General features: G+C 64.6%; 22 protein-coding genes. 7 read left to right on the top strand and 15 right to left on the bottom strand.

Annotated elements, in window-relative coordinates:
* Window positions 1-6 precede the first annotated feature (6 nt).
* The 7 genes from leuD to AADV58_RS05635 all read right to left on the bottom strand — a co-directional run bounded on the left by leuD (window position 7) and on the right by AADV58_RS05635 (window position 5,456).
* Window positions 7-648, bottom strand: coding sequence for a 3-isopropylmalate dehydratase small subunit (gene leuD / locus AADV58_RS05665; protein ID WP_341744293.1), 642 nt, complete (start codon window positions 646-648; stop codon window positions 7-9).
* Window positions 648-863, bottom strand: a complete 216-nt coding sequence (locus tag AADV58_RS05660) for a hypothetical protein (RefSeq protein ID WP_028993511.1) — start codon at window positions 861-863, stop codon at window positions 648-650. The genes leuD and AADV58_RS05660 overlap by 1 nt, the downstream gene beginning before the upstream one ends.
* A gap of 12 nt (window positions 864-875) precedes the next feature.
* Complete coding sequence (gene leuC / locus AADV58_RS05655; protein WP_341744292.1) at window positions 876-2,282, bottom strand: 3-isopropylmalate dehydratase large subunit; 1,407 nt, start codon at window positions 2,280-2,282, stop codon at window positions 876-878.
* A gap of 31 nt (window positions 2,283-2,313) precedes the next feature.
* A complete protein-coding gene (locus AADV58_RS05650; protein WP_341744291.1) occupies window positions 2,314-3,492 on the bottom strand; it encodes a major facilitator superfamily domain-containing protein 6 in 1,179 nt (392 codons plus the stop codon).
* Window positions 3,493-3,532: 40 nt separating this feature from the next.
* Window positions 3,533-3,796 (bottom strand): YdcH family protein, encoded by a 264-nt coding sequence (locus AADV58_RS05645; protein WP_028993514.1) that lies wholly within the window; start codon window positions 3,794-3,796, stop codon window positions 3,533-3,535.
* Window positions 3,797-3,850: 54 nt separating this feature from the next.
* Window positions 3,851-4,942, bottom strand: coding sequence for a chorismate synthase (gene aroC / locus AADV58_RS05640; protein WP_281984460.1), 1,092 nt, complete (start codon window positions 4,940-4,942; stop codon window positions 3,851-3,853).
* A 67-nt stretch (window positions 4,943-5,009) separates the two neighbouring features.
* Entirely contained in the window at window positions 5,010-5,456 is a 447-nt protein-coding gene (locus AADV58_RS05635) for a CBS domain-containing protein (RefSeq protein WP_028993516.1), read from the bottom strand.
* A gap of 262 nt (window positions 5,457-5,718) precedes the next feature.
* On the opposite strand from AADV58_RS05635, the gene AADV58_RS05630 reads away from it, so the two are divergent.
* Window positions 5,719-6,024 carry a helix-turn-helix domain-containing protein gene (locus AADV58_RS05630; RefSeq protein WP_028993517.1) on the top strand — a complete coding sequence of 102 codons (306 nt, stop codon included), beginning with the start codon at window positions 5,719-5,721 and terminating at the stop codon, window positions 6,022-6,024.
* Between the two features lie 40 nt (window positions 6,025-6,064).
* Here AADV58_RS05630 and AADV58_RS05625 read toward each other — a convergent pair whose 3' ends face one another.
* Window positions 6,065-6,895, bottom strand: coding sequence for a radical SAM protein (locus tag AADV58_RS05625; RefSeq protein ID WP_341744290.1), 831 nt, complete (start codon window positions 6,893-6,895; stop codon window positions 6,065-6,067).
* Between the two features lie 74 nt (window positions 6,896-6,969).
* Between AADV58_RS05625 and AADV58_RS05620 the strand changes: the two genes are divergently transcribed.
* A complete protein-coding gene (locus AADV58_RS05620; protein ID WP_341744289.1) occupies window positions 6,970-8,133 on the top strand; it encodes a patatin-like phospholipase family protein in 1,164 nt (387 codons plus the stop codon).
* A gap of 1 nt (window position 8,134) precedes the next feature.
* Here AADV58_RS05620 and aroG read toward each other — a convergent pair whose 3' ends face one another.
* From aroG to AADV58_RS05595, 5 genes are all read right to left on the bottom strand, one after another.
* Window positions 8,135-9,226 (bottom strand): 3-deoxy-7-phosphoheptulonate synthase AroG, encoded by a 1,092-nt coding sequence (aroG, locus tag AADV58_RS05615; RefSeq protein WP_341744288.1) that lies wholly within the window; start codon window positions 9,224-9,226, stop codon window positions 8,135-8,137.
* A gap of 67 nt (window positions 9,227-9,293) precedes the next feature.
* Window positions 9,294-9,911, bottom strand: a complete 618-nt coding sequence (locus AADV58_RS05610; protein WP_341744287.1) for a c-type cytochrome — start codon at window positions 9,909-9,911, stop codon at window positions 9,294-9,296.
* 30 nt (window positions 9,912-9,941) lie between these two features.
* Window positions 9,942-11,387 carry a metalloprotease TldD gene (gene tldD, locus AADV58_RS05605; protein WP_341744286.1) on the bottom strand — a complete coding sequence of 482 codons (1,446 nt, stop codon included), beginning with the start codon at window positions 11,385-11,387 and terminating at the stop codon, window positions 9,942-9,944.
* 9 nt (window positions 11,388-11,396) lie between these two features.
* Window positions 11,397-12,206, bottom strand: coding sequence for a carbon-nitrogen hydrolase family protein (locus AADV58_RS05600; RefSeq protein WP_341744285.1), 810 nt, complete (start codon window positions 12,204-12,206; stop codon window positions 11,397-11,399).
* On the bottom strand, window positions 12,203-16,072 hold the full coding sequence (locus tag AADV58_RS05595; protein ID WP_341744284.1) for a YhdP family protein: 3,870 nt from the start codon (window positions 16,070-16,072) through the stop codon (window positions 12,203-12,205). The genes AADV58_RS05600 and AADV58_RS05595 overlap by 4 nt, the downstream gene beginning before the upstream one ends.
* A gap of 101 nt (window positions 16,073-16,173) precedes the next feature.
* Between AADV58_RS05595 and glnE the strand changes: the two genes are divergently transcribed.
* Entirely contained in the window at window positions 16,174-18,885 is a 2,712-nt protein-coding gene (gene glnE, locus AADV58_RS05590) for a bifunctional [glutamate--ammonia ligase]-adenylyl-L-tyrosine phosphorylase/[glutamate--ammonia-ligase] adenylyltransferase (RefSeq protein ID WP_341744283.1), read from the top strand.
* Here glnE and mscL read toward each other — a convergent pair whose 3' ends face one another.
* Window positions 18,886-19,317, bottom strand: coding sequence for a large conductance mechanosensitive channel protein MscL (gene mscL, locus AADV58_RS05585; RefSeq protein ID WP_341744282.1), 432 nt, complete (start codon window positions 19,315-19,317; stop codon window positions 18,886-18,888).
* An 85-nt stretch (window positions 19,318-19,402) separates the two neighbouring features.
* Window positions 19,403-20,566, bottom strand: coding sequence for a pyridoxal phosphate-dependent aminotransferase (locus tag AADV58_RS05580; protein ID WP_341744281.1), 1,164 nt, complete (start codon window positions 20,564-20,566; stop codon window positions 19,403-19,405).
* 49 nt (window positions 20,567-20,615) lie between these two features.
* On the opposite strand from AADV58_RS05580, the gene mtnA reads away from it, so the two are divergent.
* From mtnA to AADV58_RS05560, 4 genes are read left to right on the top strand one after another with little or no spacing between them, the layout of a single operon-like run.
* Window positions 20,616-21,704 carry an S-methyl-5-thioribose-1-phosphate isomerase gene (gene mtnA, locus AADV58_RS05575; RefSeq protein ID WP_281982615.1) on the top strand — a complete coding sequence of 363 codons (1,089 nt, stop codon included), beginning with the start codon at window positions 20,616-20,618 and terminating at the stop codon, window positions 21,702-21,704.
* Between the two features lie 34 nt (window positions 21,705-21,738).
* Window positions 21,739-22,326, top strand: a complete 588-nt coding sequence (locus AADV58_RS05570; RefSeq protein WP_341744533.1) for a class II aldolase/adducin family protein — start codon at window positions 21,739-21,741, stop codon at window positions 22,324-22,326.
* Window positions 22,323-23,270 (top strand): CDF family Co(II)/Ni(II) efflux transporter DmeF, encoded by a 948-nt coding sequence (gene dmeF / locus AADV58_RS05565; RefSeq protein ID WP_281982611.1) that lies wholly within the window; start codon window positions 22,323-22,325, stop codon window positions 23,268-23,270. The genes AADV58_RS05570 and dmeF overlap by 4 nt, the downstream gene beginning before the upstream one ends.
* A 16-nt stretch (window positions 23,271-23,286) precedes the next feature.
* Complete coding sequence (locus AADV58_RS05560; RefSeq protein ID WP_341744280.1) at window positions 23,287-24,315, top strand: cyclic nucleotide-binding domain-containing protein; 1,029 nt, start codon at window positions 23,287-23,289, stop codon at window positions 24,313-24,315.
* Window positions 24,316-24,331: the final 16 nt, after the last annotated feature.

Here is a 24,331-nt window from a genome sequence, read left to right as displayed (position 1 = left end):
GTCTCCTTATTGGGCGAACAGCCAGGGCTGTTCGACGCGGCGCTTCTCTTCGAAGGCCTTGATCTTGTCGGCGTGGCGCAGGGTCAAGCCGATATCGTCCCAGCCGTTGATCAGGCATTCCTTGCGGAAAGCATCGACCTGGAAGGGAATGGCGTGACCGTCAGGGCGGACAACTGCTTGCGTCGGCAAATCCACCACCAACTTGTAGCCGGGCGCCGCCTCGACCTGCTGGAACAGCGCCTCGATTTCGGCAGCCGGCAGCACGATCGGCAGGATGCCGTTCTTGAAGCAGTTGTTGAAGAAGATGTCGGCAAAGCTCTCGGCGATGATCGCCTTGAAGCCGAAATCAAGCAGCGCCCACGGCGCGTGTTCGCGCGAGCTGCCGCAGCCGAAATTGGCACGCGTCAGCAGCACTTCGGCACCCTGGTAGCGCGGCTGGTTGAGCACGAAATTCGGGTTCTTCGGGCGCTGCGAATTATCCTGCCCGGGCTGGCCGACATCCATGTAGCGCCATTCGTCGAAGGCATTCGGGCCGAAGCCGGAACGCTTGATCGACTTGAGGAACTGCTTGGGGATGATCGCGTCGGTATCGACGTTGCTGCGATCAAGCGGCGCCACCAGCCCTTCGAGACGTACAAACTTATCCATCAGTCCACCACCTTCTGCACGGCTTCACCACCCTTTTTGAGCGCACCGCCAACAACTTCCCCACCCTTATGCAGGGCACTTTCAACGGCCTCGCCCCCCTTCTGCAGGGCCTCACCGGTCTTTTCGGCGCCGATCGCAACGTCCTTCTTGACACCTTGCGCGGTATTGCACGCAGCAATCCCGAAACACAACACAACCACCATCAGGAAACGCATCGTCATTACTCCTCAGAGAACGTCCCGCACATCGGCGAAACGGCCAGCAATGGCCGCAGCCGCCGCCATCGCCGGGCTGACGAGATGGGTCCGCCCACCCGGCCCCTGGCGCCCTTCGAAATTACGGTTCGAGGTCGAGGCGCAACGCTCGCCCGGCTCCAGACGGTCGGCGTTCATCGCCAGACACATCGAGCAGCCCGGCTCGCGCCACTCGAAACCGGCAGCAACGAACACTTTATCGAGGCCCTCTTCCTCGGCCTGGCGCTTGACCAGCCCGGAGCCCGGCACAGCCAACGCCAGCTTGACGTTGGCGGCGACATGACGGCCCTTGAGCACGGCAGCCGCCTGGCGCAGGTCCTCGATCCGCGAATTGGTGCACGAACCGATGAAAACCTTGTCGATGGCAATGTTCTGAATCGGCGTATTCGGGTTGAGCCCCATGTATTGCAACGCACGCTCCATGCCCTCGCGCTTGACCGGATCGGCTTCCTTGGCCGGATCGGGAACGACAGCGTCGATGCCGACCACCATTTCCGGCGACGTGCCCCAGGTCACCTGCGGCCGGATGTCTTCGGCCTTGAGCGTTACCACGCGATCGAACTGCGCGCCCGGGTCGGAATGCAGCGTACGCCAGTAGGCGACGGCTTTGTCCCAGGTTTCGCCCTGCGGCGAGAACGGCCGGCCCTTCAGGTAGTTGATCGTGGTGTCGTCGACGGCGACGAAGCCCATCCGGGCGCCGCCTTCAATGGCCATGTTGCACAGCGTCATCCGGCCTTCCATCGACAGGCTGCGGATGGCGCTGCCGCCGAACTCGATGGCGTAACCGGTGCCGCCGGCGGTGCCGATGGCGCCGATGATGGCCAGCGCCACGTCCTTGGCGGTAACCCCCTTGCCGAGCTTGCCTTCGACCGCGATCAGCATGGTCTTCGACTTCTTCTGCACCAGGCATTGCGTCGCCATCACGTGCTCGACTTCGGAGGTACCGATGCCGTGTGCCAGACAGGCGAAAGCGCCGTGCGTCGAGGTGTGCGAATCACCGCAGACGACGGTCATGCCTGGCAGCGTAGCGCCGTTTTCCGGACCGACGACGTGCAGGATGCCCATCCGCGGGTCTTTGAACGGGAAGTAGGCGAGTGCGCCGACTTCGCGGATATTGGCGTCCAGCGTCTCAACCTGCAGGCGGGAGATCGGATCCTTGATCCCCTCGTCCCAGTGATCGGTCGGCGTGTTGTGATCGGGGGTCGAGACGATGGACGAAACGCGCCACGGCTTGCGGCCAGCCAGTTTCAGGCCTTCGAAAGCCTGCGGGCTGGTCACTTCATGGACGAGGTGACGATCGATATAGAGGAGTGCCGTGCCGTCTGCTTCCTGATGGACGACATGGTTCTCCCACAGCTTGTCGTAAAGTGTCTTCGACATGGGACCTGGCAGTGTGCGGTAAAGCCTTGAATTATTGCACAGGATCGGGCGTTTTTGCCGCCTGGAACACAGTCTCGGCCGTCACCCAGCGCCAGACCAGCAGCAGACCGGCCAACGCGAACACCGATCCGAGCGAGAAAGTCCAGCCGGCCCCCCAGTCATCCCAGGCCCAGCCGCTGACCAAGGCCCCGATCAGACCGCCGGCACCGAAGGACAGGCTGGAATAGAGCGCCTGCCCGCGCCCCTGCGCCTTACCCGGAAACCACTGGTTCACGGCGGCAATGGCGGCGGCATGATAAGCGCCGAAAGTCAGGCCGTGCAGCAGCTGAACGAAGATCATCGCCGCCACCGACTCGACCGCCCAGCCCATCAACAGGAAACGCAACACGGCCGCAGCAAAACTCAGCAGCAGGATGTCGCGCAGGCTGTAGCGGCGGGCGATCCGTGCCATCAACAGGAAGACGCCGATTTCGGCGAGCACTCCGAGCGACCACAGCAGGCCGACCGCCGTCTTGGCATAACCGTGACCGCTGAGGTGGATCGAATAAAACACGTAGAAACCGCCATGCGCCGCCGACATGGCAAAACACGCCCCCATCAGCGCCAGCACCCGCGGCTGGCGCAGGATGTCGCGGATCGGTGTTTCCTCGCCGGTCGCTGAATGAAGGGGCACTTCCGGCAGAACCAAGGCAAAGACCAGAATGCCGAGCAGGATGAAGGCGCACACCCAGAGCACGCCGACCGGCGCCACCCAGTCAAGCAAGGCGCCGGTCCCCATCACTGCGACGATGAAACCGACCGACCCCCACAAGCGGATATTGCCGTAGCGTCCGCGCTCCTCGCGCAGGTGATCGAAGGTCAGCGTTTCGACCAGCGGCAACGCGGCGCTCCAGAACAAGGCCAGCACGGCCATCGCCACCAGCATGCCAGGCAGGCGGTCGAGCCAGAAGAAAGCGAGAAAGCCCGCCAGGCCAACAGCCCCAGCCAGCCGGATGACCGCCAGACGATGGCCGAAGTGATCGACCAACCAGCCCCAGAGATTGGGACCGAACAGGCGCATCAGCTGCATCTGCGACATCAGCAGGCCGATGTCCCAGGCCGAGAAACTCAGCGACTGGAGATACAGCCCGAAATACGGCGAGAAAGCGCCGATGAAGGCGAAATAGAAGAAGTAATAGCCCGACAGGCGCCAGTGCGGCAGGGCTTGCATACCGCGCTCCTAGCGTCGGCGCCGCCGGGCGGCGCGCAGTTCAGCCAACCGACTGCTGGCCGGCACGGAAGGCCAGCAGCATGTGATAGAGCTCATCCTTGAGCTTGACCCGCTGTTTCTTCATGTCTTCCAGCGTGAAATCGGCAACCGGCATGTCGTGCGCTTCCAGGTCTTCGACTTTGCCGGTCAGCCGGTTATAGCTGGCGAGCTGGCGCGAGAACAGGGCATTGCCCGCTTTGAGGGCGGTAATGGCATCGGCGAACTCCGGGAATTCGCTGAGAAGATCGTGATGGTCAACCTGCATGATGCTCCCCTTCAATAGACACGGCCGGCCGCCATGGCCAGCCCGTGGAAAATCTCAGCCCGGCAGGCGCGGCGTCGTGCACACGACGTCGCCGCACTGCGCCCGATGGCGCAAGGCATGATCGATCAGCACCAGTGCCAGCATCGCCTCGGCAATCGGCGTTGCCCGGATGCCGACACAGGGATCGTGGCGCCCCTGCGTCGCCACCTCGACCGCGTTGCCGTCAACATCGACCGAACGGCGCGCCTGGGCAATCGACGAGGTCGGCTTGATCGCCATGTTGACGACGATCCGCTGGCCGGTCGAAATCCCGCCGAGAACGCCGCCAGCGTGGTTGCTGGCAAAACCCTGCGGCGTCATCTCGTCGCCGTGCTCGCTGCCCTTCTGGGCGACCGAGGCAAAACCGTCGCCGACCTCGACACCCTTGACCGCGTTGATGCCCATCATCGCGTAGGCAATCTCGGCGTCCAGCCGGTCGAACACCGGCTCGCCCCAGCCCGGCGGCACGCCGTCGGCAGTCACGGTGATCTTCGCACCGACCGAATCGAGCGACTTGCGCAGCTCGTCCATGTAGCTTTCCAGCGTCGGCACGAGCGCGGCATTGGGTGCAAAGAAGGCGTTGCCGTCGATGTCGTCGGCGCTGACGAAAGGAATCTCGATCGGCCCGAGCGCGCTCATCCAGCCGCGGATGCTGACGCCGTAGCGTTCCTTCAGCCACTTGCGGGCAATTGCCCCGGCAGCGACGCGGACCGCCGTCTCGCGGGCCGACGAACGACCGCCGCCGCGATAGTCACGGAAACCGTATTTCTGGGTATAGGTGTAATCAGCGTGACCGGGACGGAAGGTCGTCGCGATGTTGCCGTAATCCTTGCTGCGCTGGTCCTGGTTGCGGATCAACAGGGCAATCGGCGTGCCGGTGGTCTTGCCTTCGAAGACACCAGACAGGATTTCGACGGTATCCGGCTCGCGGCGCTGGGTCACATGCCGCGAGGTGCCCGGCTTGCGCCGGTCGAGTTCGGCCTGGATGTCGGCTTCGCAGAGCGCCAGCCCCGGCGGGCAGCCATCGACGACACAACCGATCGCCGGACCATGCGACTCGCCAAAGGAAGTCACCGTAAACAGGGTGCCGAAGGTATTGCCGGACATGAAATCACACCATATTTGAGGAGGGCGGAGTGTATCACGCCGCCCCCTTGCCGCCCGCCCGCAGGACTCAGGCCGCCGTTTCCTCCGGCCAGTTCTTGATGTAGTTCTTGAGCAGCGCGTTCTCCAGGCCCTGCTCCTCAAGCACGGCCTTGGCCACGTCGAGGAAGGAAATCACGCCGAGCAACTGTCCGTTATCGACGACCGGCAGGTAGCGCGAGTGCTTTTCGATCATCAACCGGCGCAGGTCGTTGGCTTCCATGTCGGGGTAGGCAATCACCGGATCTGCAATCATGACGTCACCGAGCGGCAGATCGGTTCCCTGCCCGCCTGCCGCCTTAAGTGCCTTGAGCACTTCACGGAAGGTGACGATACCGACCATGCGCCCCTCGTCCATGACCACCAGCGAACCGACGTCCAGGTCGGCCATCGTCGCGATGGCCGAAGCCAGCGACTGCCCCGGTGTCGCGGTATACAGTGCGCCGCCCTTGACGCGGAGGATTTCCTTGACCTGCATTGTTCTCTCCTTGATTGCGCAGTGCGCTTTGCGACGATCTTAGATTAAGGCGGGCGTTTCGCAAAGGACTTGCGCCTGCCGCCCGGCAGCCGCCGTCGGGAATGACGGACAAAAGAAAGAAACTATCGACGTATTTAACAAAATTTATGGCTTTACCACTTGCCGAACGTCATAGGCCTATATAGAATTCGTCATATGACCTAAGTAATACCTGTTTAAGACGGTCAGATACGAATACATTTATTGCATAGGAGAGATTTCCATGACTTCCGTCAAAACCATCGAAAAAATCGACGCTCGCGAGATTCGCCGCAAGCTGGGCCTGAACCAGCAACAATTCTGGTCGGCACTGGGCGTTACCCAGAGCGGCGGCTCCCGCTACGAGAGCGGCCGCAACATGCCGAAGCCGGTTCGCGAACTGCTGCGCCTGGTTCACGTCGAGCAGATCGACATCCGCACCATCAAGCGCGATGACTGGGAAGTGGTCGAGTACCTCAAGGCCCAGGAACCGGAACTGTACAAGTCGCTGAAGAAGTCGGCGCGCAACCACGCCAAGAAGGCCGCCTGATCGACGCCCCGGCAACGGGGCACGGCAGCCGCAACGGGCCTCAGGGTGAGACGATCACCTTGAGGCCCGTTTCTTTTTCGATCTGCGCGGCGAATTGCTGCATGACGGCCGCCGGCAAGGCGCTCAACCGCGGTGCCGCCGGCTGCATCGACGGCCGTGCCAGCCCGTACAGATGGACACCGGCGAGTTTGCCGGCCAGCGGTTGCAACAAGCGGCAATAGGCATCGGCCGAATCTTTCGTGGGCGCCTGACCGTCGAAGGCGAACCAGCAGGTCTGCACCCAGGTGCGCACCAGACCGGCACAGATTTCGAGATTGCGCGCTGCCTTTTCCGGCGAACCGGGAATCTCATTGACCCGGGCAATCTCGTCCGCCAACGCCCGATCAAGCTTGAACCAGACCTCGCCGGAAAGTTCGGACAGGCGGCGCAGCCCATCCTGCACCCCTGGGCGATGAACCAGGCTGCCGTTGGTGATCAGGCGTACCGGCAAACCCGGCGCCAGACGCTCGACGATGCGCCCGACCACGTCAACGGCGGCGGCAAACTCGGCCGCCGAGGTCGGCTCGCCATTGCCGGAAAAAGCGACATCGACCAGGCGGCGCGCTTCGGGCGGCGCATGACGGGACAGGTAATCGCCATCAATCGCCGCCTGCAGGAAGCCCGACAACTCGTCCGCCAGCAGATCCAGGTCGATCGGCGGCGGCCCGCCGCGGCTCAGCCCCTCGACCTGGCAATAGACGCAGGCCCAGTTGCAGGCATTGTTCGGATTGAGATTGACGCCCACCGAAACCCCACCGGCACGTCGGGAAACGACGGGATAAACGTAGCGGAGGCCGGCGCTGTCGCGGCTGTGATCAACGGTGGTAAGCATGCCTGCATTGTATAATCGGGCTGTCCAACGGCGAACCCCTTGCCCATGCCAATCCACCGCAGTCAGGCACTCGCATGAACGTACCCGCACCGACCGTGCGCCCCGGCGGCAACTCGACGGCACTGGTGCTGACAGGTGGCGGGGCTCGCGCCGCCTACCAGGTCGGCGTTCTGCTGGCGATCAGCAAACTGGCCGGCAAGCAGCGGCGGCGCAATCCCTTCCCGATCATCTGCGGCACCTCGGCCGGCGCCATCAATGCCGTCGGCCTGGCCTGCCAGGCCGACAACTTCGGCCGGGCGGTCACCACCCTGGCCAGTTTCTGGCGCAACATGAAGGCCGGCGACATCTATCGCACCGACCCGATCGGCGTCGGTGCGGCCGGCGCGCGCTGGCTGTCGGCACTGGCTTTCGGCTGGCTACTCGGCCGGCCACCGCGCTCGCTACTCGACAACTCTCCCCTGCATTCGCTGCTGCACCGGAACATGGACCTGGCCGGCATCGACCGCGCGATCCGTCGCGGCGCCTTGCACGCGATCAGTATTTCCGCCTCCGGCTACGACTCGGGACAACACATCAACTTCTTTCAGGCTGCGACCGATGCCCAACCCTGGCACCGCTCGCAGCGCATCGGCGTCAAGACCGAACTGAGCATTGGCCACCTGCTGGCCTCCAGCGCCATTCCCTTCATCTTCCCGGCGACGCGGATCAATCGCGAATACTTCGGCGACGGCTCGATGCGTCAGATCGCCCCCTTGTCGCCGGCCATCCACCTCGGTGCCGAACGCCTGCTGATCGTCGGCGCACCGCGTCGCGACGAGCACCGGGAGCGGCTGCACAACGACGATTACCCCTCGCTCGCCCAAATCGCCGGCCATGCGCTGTCGAGCATCTTCCTCGACGGACTGGCCGTAGACATCGAGCGCGTCGAGCGGATCAACCGCACCTTGTCAGCCATACCGGAAGATTTGCGGCAGGCGTCGGGAATCAAGCTGCGGCCGATCGACACGCTGGTGATTTCCCCCTCCGAGCGCATCGACCGGATCGCCGCCGAACACGCCCATACGCTGCCCTGGCCGATCAAGCTCCTGCTCGGCGGGATCGGCGCGATGAACCGGCGCGGCGGCGCCCTGACCAGCTACCTGCTATTCGAAAAGCCCTTCACCCGCAAGCTGATCGACCTCGGATACGCCGACACGCTGGCCCGGGCTGGCGAAATCGGCGATTTCCTCGAACTGTAGCTTATTGGCTGGCCTCGACCAGACGCCGGGCGCGGACGCCGGCGGCCAGGCGCTCGAGCACGAGCAGGCTGTCGTCCCAGTGGATGCAGGCGTCGGTGATGCTCTGCCCGTAGGTCAGCGGCTTTTCCGGCGACAGGTCCTGGCGCCCCTCGACCAGATGCGACTCGACCATGACCCCCATGATCCGTTCCTCGCCGGCGGCCAGCTGGGCGGCGACGCTGTCGCAGACTTCCATCTGCAGCTTGTACTGCTTGCGGCTGTTGCCGTGCGAGAAATCGACCATCAAGCGCGCCGCCAGACCGGCCTTGGCGATTTCCTGGCAGGCTGCGTCGACGCTGGCGGCATCGTAGTTGGGTTCCTTGCCGCCGCGCAGGATGACGTGGCAGTCCTCGTTGCCCATCGTGGACACGATGGCGGTATGGCCGGACTTGGTCACCGACAGGAAATGGTGCGGCGAATTGGCCGAACGGATGGCGTCGACCGCGATCCGCATGTTGCCGTCGGTGCCGTTCTTGAAGCCGACCGGACACGAGAGACCTGAGGCCAGCTCGCGATGCACCTGCGATTCGGTGGTGCGGGCGCCGATGGCGCCCCAGGCGATCAGGTCAGCGGTGTATTGCGGCGTGATCGTGTCGAGGAACTCGGTCGCGCAGGGCAGGCCGAGCTCGTTGATCTCGAGCAGGATGCGCCGCGCCAGGCGGATGCCTTCGTTGATGCGGAAGGTATTGTCCATGCGCGGGTCGTTGATCAGCCCCTTCCAGCCGACCGTGGTACGCGGCTTCTCGAAATAGACGCGCATGACGACGATCAGGTCGTCGGCATACTTGTCGGCCTCGCGGGCGAGACGCTTGGCGTACTCCATCGCTGCGTCGTAGTCATGGATCGAACAGGGGCCGATGACCACCAGCAGGCGATCGTCGGCACCGTGCAGGACACGATGGATGGCCTGGCGGGCGACATAGGTGGTCTGCGCGGCGCGCCCGGAAGCCGGGTATTCGCGGAAGACGTGGGCCGGTGGTACCAGTTCCTTGATTTCCCTGATCCGTACGTCGTCGGTGACCGGTTTACCCGTAGCCGTGCTGTTCGCTGCCATGTCCTGAACCATCCAGTAGAAATTGCCGAAGATCGGCCATTCTACCGGAAGGCAAGGCGCTACGGCTTCACGGCAGTTGCGTCAGGTAATGCGAGAGGGAAACGATGTCTTCGTTCTTCAACGGCGCGGTGGCAATCCTCATCAGTTGATTGTTGCGCACGCCGGTACCGTCACGATAGTGAGTGATCGACTTCTTCAGGTAAGGCTGCTGCTGGCCGGCCAGCCGCGGATAGAGTTCGCTGCCGCGAGCATCTGCGCCATGGCAGCGGGCACACAGCTTGTCGAAGAGGACCTTGCCATGGGCGATCTGGCTGACATCGGCCTTGGAGGGCGGAACCGTGACACTGGCGTAATAGAGGGCGATCTGGGCGCGCTCCTCGTTGTTGAGGACCTTGATCAGGCCTTCCATGAATGCATCCTTGCGCTCGCCGGCACCGAACTTGCGAATCTGTTCGAGCAGGTAGGCGGGATGCTGGCCGGCCAGATTCGGTACGTCGCTGGTCTTGGCAACGCCGTTTTCACCATGGCAATTGGCGCAGAAAAAGCTCGCCTTCTTGCCGGCGGCAACTGCTGCCTGGAGCGTGGCCGGATCGGCCTGCAGGGCCTTCATGCGCTCGTGAGCCGCCGACTGGGCGAACAAGGGACCGCTCGCCAGCAGAGTGGCCAGAAACAGGATCACGCGCATGACTTGACTCCGGAAAATGACAATGCGGAATTATGCCGTCCCGCCCACCGTCAGTCCATCGATTCGCAGCGTTGGCTGACCAACGCCAACCGGGACGCTCTGCCCTTCCTTGCCACAGGTGCCGACACCGGGGTCGAGGCGCAGGTCGTTACCGATCATCGACACCCGGGTCAGCGCGTCCGGGCCATTGCCGATCAGCGTCGCACCCTTGATCGGCCGGGTCACCTTGCCATCCTCGATCAGGTAGGCCTCGCTCATCGAGAAGACGAACTTGCCGCTGGTGATATCAACCTGACCGCCGCCGAAGTTGGCGGCGTAAATACCCTTCTTGACCGAGGCGATGATTTCCTGCGGATCGTGCTCGCCGGCCAGCATCATGGTGTTGGTCATGCGCGGCAGCGGCAGGTGGGCGAAGGACTCGCGGCGACCGTTGCCGGTCGGGGCGACGCCGCTCAGACGAGCATTCAGGCTGTCCTGCATGTAGCCCTTGAGGATGCCGTCCTCGATCAGCACGTTGCGCTGGGTCGGGTTGCCCTCGTCGTCGATGTTCAGCGAACCACGCCGGTCGGCGATAGTGCCGTCGTCGATGACGGTGACGCCCTTGGCGGCAACGCGTTCGCCGATGCGCCCGGAAAAGGCCGAGCTGCCCTTGCGGTTGAAATCACCCTCGAGGCCGTGGCCGACGGCTTCGTGCAGGAGAATGCCGGGCCAGCCGGAACCAAGAACGACGGTCATCTGCCCGGCCGGCGCCGCTTCGGCGCGCAGGTTGGTGACCGCCTGATGCACCGCTTCGCTGGCGTAACGCTGCAGCACCTCGTCGTCGAAATAGCCGAAGTCGAACCGCCCACCGCCGCCCGAGGCGCCCTGCTCGCGCCGGCCGTTTTCCTCGACGATGACCGAGATCGAACAACGCACCAGTGGCCGGATGTCGGCGGCCAGCCGGCCGTCGGAACCGGCGACCAGGATCACCTCGTACTCGCCGGCGAGCGAGGCATTGACCTGCTGGACACGGGTATCGAGCGCCCGGGCGAAGCCTTCCAGGCGTTCGAGCAGTTTGACCTTGGCGTCCGCCGGCAGCGATGCCAGCGGATCGTTCGGCAGGTAGAGCGCGCGGGCGCCGGCCGATGCGCGCAGTGCCGGCAACGTACCGGACTGGCCGGCAGCGGCAATGGCACGCACCGCACTGGCCGCATCGCCGAGCGCAGCAGCGCTGATGTCGTCGGAGTAGGCAAAGGCCGTCTTCTCGCCGGACAGGGCACGCACACCGACCCCCTGATCGATATTGAAGCTGCCCGATTTGACGATGCCCTCGTCGAGACTCCAGGCCTCGGAGCGCGAATACTGGAAGTAGAGGTCGGCGTAATCGACCTGATGCGCCATGATCTGCCCAAAGGTCCGCGACAGGTCGGTTTCGCTCAGGGAGAAAGGCGTCAGCAGCAGGGATTCGGCTTGCGCCAGCGCGTTGGGTTGGCTCATGGAACGTCCTTATAGTTTGCGGTGGGCGAGCGCCGGCAGGCTCTCGCGGACTTCGGCAATGCATTGGTGGTCGAGGTCGGCGATGACGACGCCCAGCCCTTTCAATTTACGGTCGAGAATTTCGCCCCAGGGGTCGACGATCATGCTGTTGCCGTGGGTCAAGCGACCGCTTTCGTGGCGCCCACCCTGTCCGACAGCCAGCAGGTAACACTGGTTCTCGATGGCACGGGCGCGCAGCAGGATTTCCCAGTGCGCGCGACCGGTGGTTTCGGTAAACGCCGCCGGCATCAGGATCAGGTCAACCGCGCCTAGGCTGCGGTAGAGCTCGGGGAAACGCAGGTCGTAGCAGATCGACAGAGCCACACGCCCGAACGGTGTCGTTACCGCGACCGGCGTATCGCCGGCTTCGATGAAGGCGGCTTCATCGTAGGACTCGTCGCCCTTGCGGAAGCCGAACAGGTGGATCTTGTCGTAGCGGGCGACGCATTCGCCCTGCGGATTGAACACCAGGCTGCTGTTGCGCATCTTGTCCGGGACGCTGGCCGTCAGCGGAATCGAGCCGGCAAACACCCAGATGCCGTGACGCTGCGCGGTCTGCGCCAGCCAGTCCTGGATCGGACCCTGGCCAAAGGCTTCGCGGGCACGCACGCGGTCGGCATCGACGGCGCCGATGACCGGAAAATATTCGGGCAGGACGACCAGCTGCGCGCCCTGCGCGACAGCGTCCTCGACCAGGCGTCCGGCCACCACCAGATTGTCGGCGACGCGCGGCCCGGAGACCATCTGCAAGGCGGCGATACGGCAATTCTGCGGATTCATGGTTTCTTTTCCTGTACGTTGGCCGGCGCCTTTTCCTCGCCCAGGCCGAGTTTTTCCACCTGCGGATCGCTCCAGCTCCCGGTGACATGATAACGGTAGCTGAACACTCGGCTGAGCGGGTTCTTGAGCACGGTATTGGCAACCAGCGCCGCCGCGCCGGCCACTGGATTGACCAGCGCCGCCGCACCGATGGCCAGGGTACTGACCTCCGGCCGTACACCCACACGCAGATCCTGGGTTTCCTGCTTCAGGTCGGTACTGCCCTCGATCGCCACCTGCGCCGCCGGCCCGTTGATCATCAGGGGGCTGAGCGTGCGCATCATGCCGGCTTCGACCGCCAGCTTGCCTTCGATGCTGTCAAAGGCCAGCCCTTCGCTGAACAGGTCGCGAAAATCCAGCGTCAAGCGGCGCGGCAGCGATTGCAGCGAAATCAGGCCGAGCAGACGACCAACCCCGGGTTCGAGCTTGTTGAACTGCCCTTTTTCCGCCTTGACCTCAAGTTCGCCGCTCAGCGACGGGTAATGCAGGTCAGTCAATGGTCCATTCCAGCGCAGGCTACCGGCCAGCCGGGCCTTGCCCTGGCGGACCGCGTCCTCGTAGCCAAGCCGGGTCAGCAGCTTGCCGATATCGTTGGCGGTCAGTTCGAAGTCGAGATCGGTACGCTGACGCTGACCGCGCGTCCACCGACCACTACCGGCCAGTTCTCCGTCTGCGTTGCTCAGTCGCAGTTTCTCCAGCAACCAGGCCCCGCGTAGATTACGCGCCCGCAACTCAAGTTGGCCGAGCAACTTGTTGCCCAGACGCAGGTCATCGACCTGCAGATTCATGCCCGGCAGGCTGTCGATGACCGACGACGATGAGCTTCCCCCACCCGCTGATTGAGGCAGATGCAATTTTTGCAGCCGCCCCTCCACCCAACCGTCGCCAGCACTGCGCCAGACCAGGCTACCGGCCGACTCGCGCGTTTTCAGGTCGATCTTCCATGATTGCGCCTGCGGCACCAGGCCGAGTTCGACTTCATGATAGTCGCCGCCGAACAGACGTAGCAGCGGCGTGCGCAAGCTGAGGGACGACAGTGGCAAGGCACTTTCGGCCGCCCCATCGCCTTCGGGAAGATAAGCGCGCCAGGCATCGCCATCGATTCTGGGCATCGCCACACGAACATCCAGCCCACTGGCGGGCAGGACAGCCTCAGCCGCCCCCAGGGCAAACGCTCCTCGGGTCCATTTGCCACCCTGACGCTGAATCACGCCGCGGGCCACATCGCCGAGGCTGATCCGGTATTGCTCGCTATCCGGGGCTGGTGCCGTCCGCTCGATACGCAATGGCAGGCGGGTTGTCGCCGACTTGTTGAGCAGGTCGGGCAAGGGCGAACTGATACCGAGCAGATCCGAGGTCACCAGCACGTAGGCATTGCGACGATGGATGACCAGGTCGGCCTTCCAGGGCGTGCTTCCGGCGAGTTGATCGAGCAGCGGCCAGCCGAAATGCCTTGCCACCTCGACGATTCCGGCGGTGCCGGCGGCACTGACCAGAACCTTGCCGCCTTCGCTACCGACCTTGACCCGCAACGGCCCGCCAAATCCACGGCCGGTGATTTCCGTGGCCGATATCGATCTGTCGGTCAGATCCAGCCGGCCATTGACCTGCGTGATCGTCGGCAGCCCCTCGACCAGATGCACCTGATTATCGTGAAAATGGTAGGCCCCGCGCATCCGCGTTTCCAGCGGGCGCCGCAAGGGAATATCGAGCTCGAGATCAAGACGGCCGTTGCCGACGGCACGCATGCCTTCGGTAAAGTGATCGATACTGGCAGCCACTGGACTGCGCTCGATGAAATCGAGAAATTCGCTGGTCCGACCGGTCGCCGCACCGCGCACCAGCAACACCTCGTCTTCGACGTCAAAATCAGGAATGACCACCGTCACATCCGGCAACTCGGCGCCCAGAATGCGGCCGGCGGTCGCATGAACGCGCATGCCGAAATCGAAGCTCATGTCGCCACTGACCCCCTCGATGACTGGCCAGCCATCGGCATAGTCGATCCGCGCATCACGCGCCTTGGCGGTCACCAGGAATTTGCCGGTGGCCGGATCGCGGAACGGGAAATCGTGCAGATTGCCCTTGAGCACCAGCCGGGCGTCGTGGGCAGTACCACCAGTGATGCCGCGCCGTAGCCATTCCCGGGCATCACGATTGACCGCGTGCGGCATGTAGCGCCACACCGCGTTGCCGTTGGCCCGCTCGATGCTGGCTTCGAGATCGATCTCGCCCGGCCCGTCGCCATTGAAACGATATTTGCCCTGAGCCTTGCCGGTGGCGTCCGGACCGGAGAACAGCACCTCCTCGATGGCGACCTCGAGTGCCGCCGGCGTGTTCTTCCAGCCGACCCGCGCCTTGAGCGTGTCGAAGGCGATATCCGGCTCGGGAAACACAGCCGGCAAGGACAGCGAGGACTGCGCCGCATCGATCTGCACCCGCCCGCCCTTCTCGCTCAAGTCGATGCTGCCGGCCAGGCCAAGCGCTCCGGGGAAATATTCCTGAGCCTGCACGCCCAGGCCGGAGAAGCCGGCGGCCAGGGCATAACGCACCAGTTTGTCGCCCTGCAAGCCCCAACTGGCCCGCAGGTCGCTGATCCGGCCTTGCGGCGCATAGGCCTGCAACAGTTCCCGGCTACGCGCATCGAGCGGCAGGTGGCCAGCCAGCTGGGCCAGTACCGCGAGATCGAGGCGATTGGCGCGCAGATTGCCATTGATCCCGCCCGGCAGATTGCGCCAATCCACATGAAAATCCGTCGGCGCAACGTGTACCCCGTCGGTGGTCTGCAATTCGAGCTTCTGCGCCGTCACCGCCCAGGCATCACTGCGGTATTCACCAAGCAGGCGCCCACGCATTGCCGACAGATCGAGGACCGGCAGTTGCTCGCCGAGGCGGACGCTGAGGTCGGCCAGGGCCAGATCGGCAGTCAGTTTGCCGTTGCCCTCGGCCAGTTTCCCCCACAGACGCAAACCACCGCGACCACGCGGCAGGGATACCGGGTAATCGATCCACGGCTGCCAGCCGGCCAGATCGGCGCGATCGACTTCCAGATACAGACTGCCCGAGTAATGCTCAAGCGCCTCGTGCATATCCCCATACACCTCGCCACGCAGATCGATGCGCGTCGACAGTTCCGCCGGCGGCAAGGCCGACAGCCCGAACCGGTGTCGCCGCCCCCGGTTATCCAGGCCGAACTGGAGGTCTTCGAGCACCAGCGGCGGCGCCCCGCGCAGGGCATCCTCCCAGACGATGGTCGCGTCATGGACACGGATGCGTAACTGGTCCAGCACCCACTCGGCGAAAGCAGGATCGCCACCATCGTCGGAGGCCATCCCGGCAACACGGATTCGCCCGTCGACATCGCGCCGGACATGCAGCACCGGTCGGTCGAAGGACAATAACGCCAAGACCGGCTGGAACTGCCACAGGCTGTGCCAGGAGAGGACGGTATCGATACGCTCAAGCGTCAGTGCCGGCTGGCCGTCGGCGTCGAGCAGTGAGACGCCGTCGAGGACCAGTTCGGGATTGAGCCCGCGCCAATGCGCCTCAATCCGCGCAATGCGTACCGGCTGACCGACCGCCTGGCTGGCCAGGCTTTCGATTTCCCCCCGGTAATCGGCGACCGACGGCAGGATGAAGAAACGCAGGGCCAGCACCAGCGCCACGAACAGCAACCAACTGGCCAGCACCAGCCAGCCGGCCAGCCGCAGCGCACGCGCGACCCAGGGCCGGCCGAGCAAGGCACGCAAGCCATGCAGCCGGTAGTACAGTGCCCGGCGCGAATCCGGGGAAAGTTCGGGAATGGGGTGGCTGGACGGATTACTCAAGCGTCGCGTCGCTTTGCCAGAAAGGGTGATAGATCACTACAATCGAAAGACTGAAAACAGGACGACCATTCTACCCTCTCGGCAGGGAGCCGAACGCAAACATGGACACCACCCCGATCGACCCCCGCTGGCAAAGGGCACTGGCCCACAGCCGTTACCTGAGCAACCTGCTGCAGGCCCGCCCGGCACTGATTGCCGAACTGGCCGCCGACTGGTTGCGGCCGCTCGACGAAGAAATGCTGCGTTCGCCGCTGAACCGCCCGTTCGCCGACGACGAAGCCCTGAAAACCGGCCTGCGCCACCTGCGTCAGCGGGCCATGGCGCACATCACGCTGCGCGACCTGTGCGGTCTGGCGCCGCTGGCTGAAGTCGTCGAAAGCATGACCCTGCTCGCCGACGTCACCACCAATTTCGCCCTCGAACACTATCACCGCCAGCTTGCCGCCACCCACGGCGAACCGCTGGACGCCCGGGGCCGGCCGCAACGCATGCTGGTGATCGGCATGGGCAAGCTCGGCGGACGCGAGCTGAACGTCTCGTCCGACGTCGACTACATCTTCATCTACCCCGAGGAAGGCGACACCGCCGGCCCGAAGTCGATCGAGAATTACGACTTCTTCACCCGCCTGGGCAAGCGCGTGATCCAGGCGCTCGGCGACATCACCGCCGACGGCCAGGTCTTCCGCGTAGACATGCGCCTGCGCCCGAACGGCGACTCCGGGCCGCTGGTCTGCTCGCTCGACTCGCTCGAGAACTACTTCATCACCCAGGGCCGCGAGTGGGAACGCTACGCCTGGATCAAGGGCCGGACGATGAACACCGGCGTCAACCTGCAGCCGGAATGGATCGAGGCGATGCAGAAGATTGCCCGCCCCTTCGTCTTCCGCAAATACCTCGATTTCGGCGCGATCAACGCGATGCGCGACCTGCACGCGCAGATCCGCCGCGAAGTCGCGCGCAAGGACATGGCCGACCACGTCAAGCTGGGCCCCGGCGGCATCCGTGAAATCGAATTCATGGCCCAGGTATTCCAGCTGATCCGCGGCGGCCGCGACCCCGGCCTGCAGATCCGGCCGACCCTGTCGGTCCTCAAGCAACTGGTGGCCCGCCAGCTGATCCCCGCCGAAACCGAACAGGAACTGCGCGAAGCCTATGTCTTCCTGCGCCGGCTGGAACATCGCCTGCAATACGTCAACGACGCGCAGACGCACATGCTGCCGAGCGACCCCGACGAGCGCCAGAAAATCGCCGCCAGCATGGACTTTGCCGACTGGCCGGCAATGCTGGCCGTGCTCGACGCGCATCGCAGCAAGGTCAGCCAACATTTCGAGGCCATCTTCTCCGACCCCGAAGCCGGCGACCACCCGCTGACCGGTCTGTGGTTCGGCCAGCTTGACGACGACACCGCCATCGAAGCCTTCGGCAACCTCGGCTTTCGCCGCCCCCTGGACGCCATCGCGCGCCTGGCCGACCTGCGCGCCGGCAGTCGCTACCAGCAATTGCCGGCCAGCAACCGGCAGCGCCTCGACGCGGTCGGCCCGCGCCTGATCGAAGCGGCCGGCCAGACCAGCGACCCGGATACAACGCTGGTCCGTGGCATCACCTTCCTCGAAGGCATTGCCCGGCGCGGCGCCTACCTGGCGCTGCTGCAGCAGTACCCGCTGGCGCTCAAGCGCGTCGCCGACATGATGTGCGCGTCGACCTGGGCCAACGAATACCTCAACCGCTACCCGCTGTTGCTCGACGAACTGCTCGACCCCCGGCTCTACGACAGCGCCACTGACTGGAACGGTTTCCGCGAGCAATTGCGCATCAGCCTGGCCGATCACCTCGACGATACCGAGCGCGAGATGGACATCCTGCGCGAGATGCACCATGCCCAGGTCTTCCGGCTGCTGGCGCAGGATCTGGCTGGTCTGCAGACCATCGAGTCGCTATCCGACCACCTCACCGAACTGGCCGACAGCATCGTCCAGGAGACCCTGCCGCTGGTCTGGCGCAAGATCAAGAAACGCCATTGCGAAACGCCGAAATTCGCCGTCATCGGCTACGGCAAGATGGGCGGCAAGGAGCTCGGTTATTCCTCCGACCTCGACCTCGTCTATCTCTACGAGGACGACGATCAGGATGCCCAGGAAAACTACACCCGCCTGGCCCAGCGCATGAACACCTGGCTATCGAGCCAGACTTCGGCCGGCATCCTGTTCGAGACCGACCTGCGCCTGCGCCCCAACGGCGACGCCGGCCTGCTGGCGGTCACCGTCGATGCCTTCCGCGACTACCTGCTGAACCATGCCTGGACCTGGGAACACCAGGCACTGACCCGCGCCCGTTTCTGCGCCGGCGACAAGTCAGTGGGCGCTCGCTTCGAAGCCATCCGTTGTGAAATCCTGCAGCAACCGCGCGACCTCGCCAAACTGCACGAGGAAGTCACCGCCATGCGGCGCAAGATGTACGACGCCCATGCCTCGAAGAGCGACAGCCATTTCGGCCTCAAGCACGACCCAGGCGGCATCATTGATGTCGAGTTCATCGTCCAGTACCTGGTCCTCGGCCATGCCCACCGGCACCCGGAACTGACCGGCAATCTGGGCAATATCGCGCTGCTGCGCATCGCCGGCGAACTCGGCCTGATCGAACCGGAGCTGGCGCTCGCTGCCGGCAACGCCTACCGCGAATACCGTCGCCTGCAACATATCCGCCGGCTGTCGGCGACGCCGAAAGCACCGGTCGCCCGCGAGGAGGTGGAAAAGCACATCGCCGCGGTGGACCGTTTGTGGCGCGCCGTTTTCGGCGAGCGCGCCGAAGGCTGATTACTTCTTCAGCGCGTCGCGGATTTCACGCAGCAGAACGACATCTTCCGGCGTCGGCGGCGGCTCGGCCGGCGCCGGGGCTGCCTGTTCCTGCTTGCGCAAGCGATTCATCTGCTTGACGATCATGAAGATGATGAAAGCCAGGATGACGAAATTGAGCAGGATGGTCACGAAGGAGCCGTAGGCAAACACCGGAATCCCGGCCTTCTTCAGGTCAGCCAGCGCAACCAGATTCTCTGGATTGTCGCCAAGCACGACAAACAGATTGGAAAAATCCAGTTTGCCGACGACCATGCTGACCAGCGGCATGATCAGGTCGCCGACGATGGAATCGACGATCTTGCCGAACGCGGCGCCGATGATGACGCCGACCGCCAGGTCCATCGCATTGCCCTTGACGGCGAACTCCTTGAATTCCTGAAGCATTCCCATGCTGTTTCCTTTATTGAAATGAGGTGACCGGTGAATTATTCGGGCGATGGTGAACACCCGTCAAGGCGCTTTGCATTTCTCCACACTACTTTGCAAATGCCGCACGCAGGCGCTCGGCCGCCGCAACCAGCGTTTCCTCCCGCTTGGCAAAGCAGAAACGCACCACCTTTTCGTCATGGCCATCGGCATGAAATACCGACACCGGGATCACGGCGACACCGACTTCGCGGGTCAGCCACTGCGCAAAATCGGTATCCGGCAGCTCGGAAATCTGTCCGTAGCGCGCCAACTGGAAATAGGTGCCACGACAGGGCAGCAACTCGAACGGCGTGTCGCGCATCAGCGCGCGGAAGAAATCGCGCTTCTCCTGGTAGAACGCCGCCAGACCGAGATGGCGCGAAGCGTCCTGCATGTACTCGGCAATCGCCAGTTGCGATGGCGCATGGACAGTGAACACATTGAACTGGTGCACCTTGCGGAACTCGGCCATGAGGGCTTCCGGCCCAACCACGTAGCCGATCTTCCAGCCGGTGATGTGGTAGGTCTTGCCGAAGCTGGAAACAACGATGCTGCGCGCCGCCAGTTCCGGATGACCGCACAGGCTGGCGTGCGCCTCGCCGTCGTAGACGATGTGCTCATAAACCTCGTCGGACAGGATGGCGATGTCGGTGCCGCGCACGATGGTCGCCAGGCGGTCGAGATCGGCGGCGGTGAGCAGGCTGCCGGTCGGGTTGTGTGGCGAATTGACGATGATCATCCGCGTCCGCGGCGTCACCAGCGACCGCACCTCGTCCCAGTCCGGCGTGTAATCGGGAAAACGCAGCCGCGAAAACACCGCCTTGCCGCCCACCGTCTCGATCGCCGGCACATAGGAATCGTAGACCGGCTCAAGGACGATGACTTCATCGCCGGGACGGACGAAAGCGGCAATCGCCGTGAAGATCGCCTGCGTCGCGCCAGCCGTCACCGTCACCTCGCGGTCGACGTCGAAACGGGTGCCGTACAGCGCCGCCACCTTGTCCACGATGGCCTGACGCAACTCCGGCAGGCCGGCCATCGGCGCATACTGGTTGCGCCCGGCCAGCATGTAGCGGTGCATGGCGTCGAACAGCGCCGGCTCGGCCTGGAAATCGGGAAAGCCCTGCGACAGGTTGACGGCGCCGCAATCGGCCGCCAGTTTCGACATGACCGTGAAAATGGTCGTCCCCATCGCGGGGAAGCGGGAATCAATGTGAATCGGGGTATCCATGCTGGGAACGGGTTCTGGGCAAGCGCCCACTATGCCACAATGACACCCCATGAACATCGACGGCATCCCCACCCGAACCCTGCGCGCCCATCCCGAGCAGCGCGCCATCGACATCATTGACCAGACCCGGCTGCCGCATGCGCTGCACTGGGTGCGCGTGCGTACGCTGGCCGAGGCGGCGCATGCGATCCGCGCCATGCAGGTGCGCGGCGCGCCGCTGATCGGCGCCACCGCCGCCTACGGCCTGGCCATCGCCGTCGCCGAGGACGCCTCCGATCCGGGATTGGCCCAGGCCATCGCCGAACTCGGCGCGACCCGGCCGACGGCGGTCAACCTGCACTGGGCCCTGGCCCGCATGCAGGCCCTGCTGCAGCCGCTGGCCCCGGCGCAGCGTCTGGCGGCGGCCTGGCAGGAAGCTGAAGCGATCGCCGAGGAGGACGTGGCCCAGAACGCCGCCATCGGCCAGCACGGCCTGGCGCTGTTCCGGCAGTTGCAGCGCGAACAGGGGCGTGTGCTCAACGTGATGACCCACTGCAACGCCGGCTGGCTGGCCACCGTCGACTGGGGCACCGCGCTGTCGCCGGTCTATGCCGCGCACGACGCCGGCCTGCCGGTACATGTCTGGGTGTCGGAAACCCGACCGCGCAACCAGGGCCTGCTGACGGCCTGGGAACTGGCCCAGCACGGCGTGCCGCACACGCTGATCGCCGACAACGCTGCCGGCCTCCTGATGCGCAGCGGCCAGGTCGACGCCGTCATCGTTGGCGCCGACCGCATTGCCGCCAATGGCGACGTTGCCAACAAAGTGGGCACTTACTTGAAGGCCCTCGCCTGCGCCGACAACGCCATTCCCTTCTACGTCGCCGCGCCGCGCTCGACGCTGGATTTCGCCTGCCCGGACGGCAACGCCATTCCGATCGAGGAACGCGACGGCGACGAATTCCGCCTGGTGCACGGCCTCGACCACCACGCCCAGCCCGCTGCCGTGCGCCAGCTGGCGGCCGAGGAAGCTGTGGCCAACCCGGCCTTCGACGTCACGCCGGCGGCGCGGGTCAGCGCCATCATCACCGAGCGCGGCGTCTGCCCGGCCAGCCGGGAAGGCCTGCTCGCGCTCTACCCGGAAGAAAGCCGTGACTGAACTGCGCCGGCAACTGATCGCCACCGCCCGGGCCATGCAGCCGGCCGGGCTCAATCGCGGCACCGCCGGCAATGTCAGCGTGCGCGACGGCGACGGCTTCCTGATCACGCCGACCGGCATGCCCTACGCCGGCCTGGAAACAGAAGACATCCCGCGCATGGCGCTCGACGGCTCGCACCAGGGGCGGCGCAAACCCTCATCCGAGTGGCGCTTCCACCGCGACCTCTACGCCGCCCGGCCCGAGTTCGGCGCCGTGCTCCACGCCCATTCGCCGTTCGCCGTCAGCCTGGCCTGCCTGCGTCTGGAGATTCCGCCCTTCCACTACATGATCGCCCGTTTCGGCGGCGACACCGTACGCTGCGCCGACTACGCCATCTTCGGCTCGCAGGCCTTGTCCGACGCTGCACTGCGCGCCATGGAAGGCCGTTGCGCCTGTCTGCTGGCCAACCACGGCCTGCTCGTCGCCGGCCGCGACCTCGACCAGGCACTGGCCCTGGCCATCGAGCTGGAAGAACTGTGCGAGCAGTACTGGCGCGCCTGCCAGCTCGGCCAGCCGGTCCTGCTGGGCCAGGCCGACATGGACGAAGTCATCGAAAAATTCCGGAGTTACGGACAGCAATGAACGCCCACCACGATCTTTCCCGCTGGGAACAATCGCACGACTACGGCACCGGCAACGCCCGCGCCGAAGCCGGCACCCGCTGGGTACTGTGGATCACCCTGGTGACCATGATCGTCGAGATCACCGCCGGCTGGTGGTTCAACTCGATGGCAGTGCTGGCCGACGGCTGGCACATGAGTTCGCACGCGCTGGCCATCGGCCTGTCGGTCTTCGCTTACGGTGCCGCGCGCAAGTATGCCGACGACCCGCGCTTCGCCTTCGGCACCTGGAAGATCGAGGTGCTCGGCGGCTATACCAGCGCCCTCTTCCTGCTCGCCGTCGCCGGCCTGATGGTGCTCGGCGCCTTCGACCGCCTGCTCGAACCGCAACCGATCCGTTACGGCGAGGCAATGGCGGTCGCCATCCTCGGCCTCCTGGTCAACCTCGGCTGCGCCGCCATCCTGCACCGGGCCGGCGGTCACGACCATCACCACGGACATGGGCACGACCACAGTCATCACCATGAAGACCTCAACCTGAAAGCCGCCTACATCCACGTCATCACCGACGCGCTGACCTCCATCCTCGCCATCGCCGCCCTGGCCGGCGGCTGGATCTACGGCTGGGACTGGCTCGACCCGGCCTGCGCGCTGGTCGGTGCCGTGCTGGTGGCGCTGTGGGCGAAAAACCTGCTGCGCGACACCGGGCGCGTCCTGCTCGACCGCGAGATGGACCACCCGGTGGTCGAGGAAATCCGCGAGGTCATCGCCACGCTACCGGCCGGCACCCACCTGACCGACCTGCACGTCTGGCGCGTCGGCAACGGCACCTACGCCTGCGCTGTCTCGCTGCTCACCCACAGTTCCGCACTGACCCCGCTGACCGTGCGCCAGGCGCTGGCCATCCACGAGGAAATCGTTCATGTCACGGTGGAAATCCACCACTGCGACGAATGTCCCACCTGACGACAGACCACCCATCATGACTCCGGCAGAAATTTCGCGCTTCATCCCGATCTCCGACCTTTCCCGGCAAGCGCAGGCGCAGGCCTTGAATCTGGCGCGGGGCATGCAACTGGTTCCCGGCCAGCTTGCCTTCAACAAGGGCGACAAGGACATCTACACCTGCTACCTGTTGTCCGGTGAAGTCGTGCTCGATGCCGGCGACGGCAGCCCGCCGCAGCGCCTGCGCGCCGACGACAAGGCCGCCTGTCATCCGCTCTCCCGCCTGAAACCACGCGCCCATACCTGCAAGGCGGTCGACCATGGTCAGTTGCTGATCTTTACCGACGACGACCTCGACGACCTGCTCGCCCGCGACCAGGCAACGGCTTACGAAGTCACCGAATTCGAGGGCGACGATCCGCAATGGATGTTTCAGCTGCTCAGCAACCCGGCTTTCAGCAAGATCCCGCCGGGCAACCTGCACCTGCTGTTCGGCCGATTCGAGGCCATGCCGGTGGCCGCCGGACAAGTCGTTGTCCGCCAGGGCGAAGCGGGTGACTACTATTACCTGATCCGCAGCGGCAGCGCGCAAGTCACCCGCACTACCGAAGACGGCAAGCAAGTCCCGCTGGCCAATCTGCAAGCCGGCCAGGGCTTTGGCGAAGAAGCCCTGATTTCCGGTGACCCACGCAACGCTACCGTCACCATGAGCCAGGCCGGCGAACTGATGCGCCTGCCGGCCGCCGATTTCGACACACTGCTGCGGACTCCGCTGGTCAAGCACATCAACCTCGCCCAGGGCGCCGAACTGATCAAGCGCGGCGCGCAACTGATCGACGTCCGACTGGAGAGCGAGTACCAGACCGGCAGCCTGAAAGGCAGCGTCAACCTGCCGCTCTACCTGCTCCGTCTGAAAGCCGCCAGCCTCGACCGGCAACGCACCTACATCCTGCTCTGCCAGAGCGGACGCCGCAGCAGCGCCGCCGCTTTCCTGCTCAGCCAGCGCGGCTTCGACGTCCGGGTTCTGGCTGGCGGGCTGGATGCCCTGGGCACCCGAAACACTTGAGAAGCCAAGCAGGACA

The organism is Azonexus hydrophilus, from assembly GCF_038368255.1.
GTDB classification, from domain to species: domain Bacteria; phylum Pseudomonadota; class Gammaproteobacteria; order Burkholderiales; family Rhodocyclaceae; genus Azonexus; species Azonexus hydrophilus.
The sequence above is the reverse complement of the archived record's forward strand: the minus strand, read 5'-3'. Positions and strand labels throughout refer to the sequence as shown.

Bases quoted from the DNA above. Each gene is read 5' to 3' on its own strand.
- leuD (WP_341744293.1), bottom strand. From the start codon at position 648: ATGGATAAGTTTGTACGTCTCGAAGGGCTGGTGGCGCCGCTTGATCGC.
- AADV58_RS05660 (WP_028993511.1), bottom strand. From the start codon at position 863: ATGCGTTTCCTGATGGTGGTTGTGTTGTGTTTCGGGATTGCTGCGTGC.
- leuC (WP_341744292.1), bottom strand. From the start codon at position 2,282: ATGTCGAAGACACTTTACGACAAGCTGTGGGAGAACCATGTCGTCCAT.
- AADV58_RS05650 (WP_341744291.1), bottom strand. From the start codon at position 3,492: ATGCAAGCCCTGCCGCACTGGCGCCTGTCGGGCTATTACTTCTTCTAT.
- AADV58_RS05645 (WP_028993514.1), bottom strand. From the start codon at position 3,796: ATGCAGGTTGACCATCACGATCTTCTCAGCGAATTCCCGGAGTTCGCC.
- aroC (WP_281984460.1), bottom strand. From the start codon at position 4,942: ATGTCCGGCAATACCTTCGGCACCCTGTTTACGGTGACTTCCTTTGGC.
- AADV58_RS05635 (WP_028993516.1), bottom strand. From the start codon at position 5,456: ATGCAGGTCAAGGAAATCCTCCGCGTCAAGGGCGGCGCACTGTATACC.
- AADV58_RS05630 (WP_028993517.1), top strand. From the start codon at position 5,719: ATGACTTCCGTCAAAACCATCGAAAAAATCGACGCTCGCGAGATTCGC.
- AADV58_RS05625 (WP_341744290.1), bottom strand. From the start codon at position 6,895: ATGCTTACCACCGTTGATCACAGCCGCGACAGCGCCGGCCTCCGCTAC.
- AADV58_RS05620 (WP_341744289.1), top strand. From the start codon at position 6,970: ATGAACGTACCCGCACCGACCGTGCGCCCCGGCGGCAACTCGACGGCA.
- aroG (WP_341744288.1), bottom strand. From the start codon at position 9,226: ATGGCAGCGAACAGCACGGCTACGGGTAAACCGGTCACCGACGACGTA.
- AADV58_RS05610 (WP_341744287.1), bottom strand. From the start codon at position 9,911: ATGCGCGTGATCCTGTTTCTGGCCACTCTGCTGGCGAGCGGTCCCTTG.
- tldD (WP_341744286.1), bottom strand. From the start codon at position 11,387: ATGAGCCAACCCAACGCGCTGGCGCAAGCCGAATCCCTGCTGCTGACG.
- AADV58_RS05600 (WP_341744285.1), bottom strand. From the start codon at position 12,206: ATGAATCCGCAGAATTGCCGTATCGCCGCCTTGCAGATGGTCTCCGGG.
- glnE (WP_341744283.1), top strand. From the start codon at position 16,174: ATGGACACCACCCCGATCGACCCCCGCTGGCAAAGGGCACTGGCCCAC.
- mscL (WP_341744282.1), bottom strand. From the start codon at position 19,317: ATGGGAATGCTTCAGGAATTCAAGGAGTTCGCCGTCAAGGGCAATGCG.
- AADV58_RS05580 (WP_341744281.1), bottom strand. From the start codon at position 20,566: ATGGATACCCCGATTCACATTGATTCCCGCTTCCCCGCGATGGGGACG.
- mtnA (WP_281982615.1), top strand. From the start codon at position 20,616: ATGAACATCGACGGCATCCCCACCCGAACCCTGCGCGCCCATCCCGAG.
- AADV58_RS05570 (WP_341744533.1), top strand. From the start codon at position 21,739: ATGCAGCCGGCCGGGCTCAATCGCGGCACCGCCGGCAATGTCAGCGTG.
- dmeF (WP_281982611.1), top strand. From the start codon at position 22,323: ATGAACGCCCACCACGATCTTTCCCGCTGGGAACAATCGCACGACTAC.
- AADV58_RS05560 (WP_341744280.1), top strand. From the start codon at position 23,287: ATGACTCCGGCAGAAATTTCGCGCTTCATCCCGATCTCCGACCTTTCC.